Genomic DNA, 266 nt, shown 5'->3' with positions numbered 1-266 from the left:
ACGGCTGCTGACCGTATCGATCGGGCGCCGCGAGCCGGGTGCCCCCGTTCCGGAGGGCTCGCCGGTGCTGCGCGACGTGTCGCTCACACTCCAACGCGGATAGACACTTGCGGTAGTCGGGCCGTCAGGTTCCGGCAAGTCGAGCCTCGCGCGCGTGATAGCTGGCCTGCTGCCGCCGCGGCGCGGCGCGATCCGCCTGCACGGGGCATTGGTCCCCCGGCAGCTACCGGCAGCGCGGCCGGGACGCGTTGCACGCAATCCAACTG

At 72.2% G+C, this 266-nt stretch carries 1 pseudogene; it reads left to right on the top strand.

The features are described 5' to 3' along the window. Positions 1–118: 118 nt before the first annotated feature. Positions 119–266: pseudogene (locus SB752_RS32600) on the top strand (ATP-binding cassette domain-containing protein); the annotation flags it as partial.

The sequence above is a fragment of the Brevibacillus sp. SIMBA_040 genome (genome assembly GCF_046535075.1).
Lineage (GTDB): Bacteria > Bacillota > Bacilli > Brevibacillales > Brevibacillaceae > Brevibacillus.
This window is presented reverse-complemented; position numbering and strand designations above follow the sequence as displayed.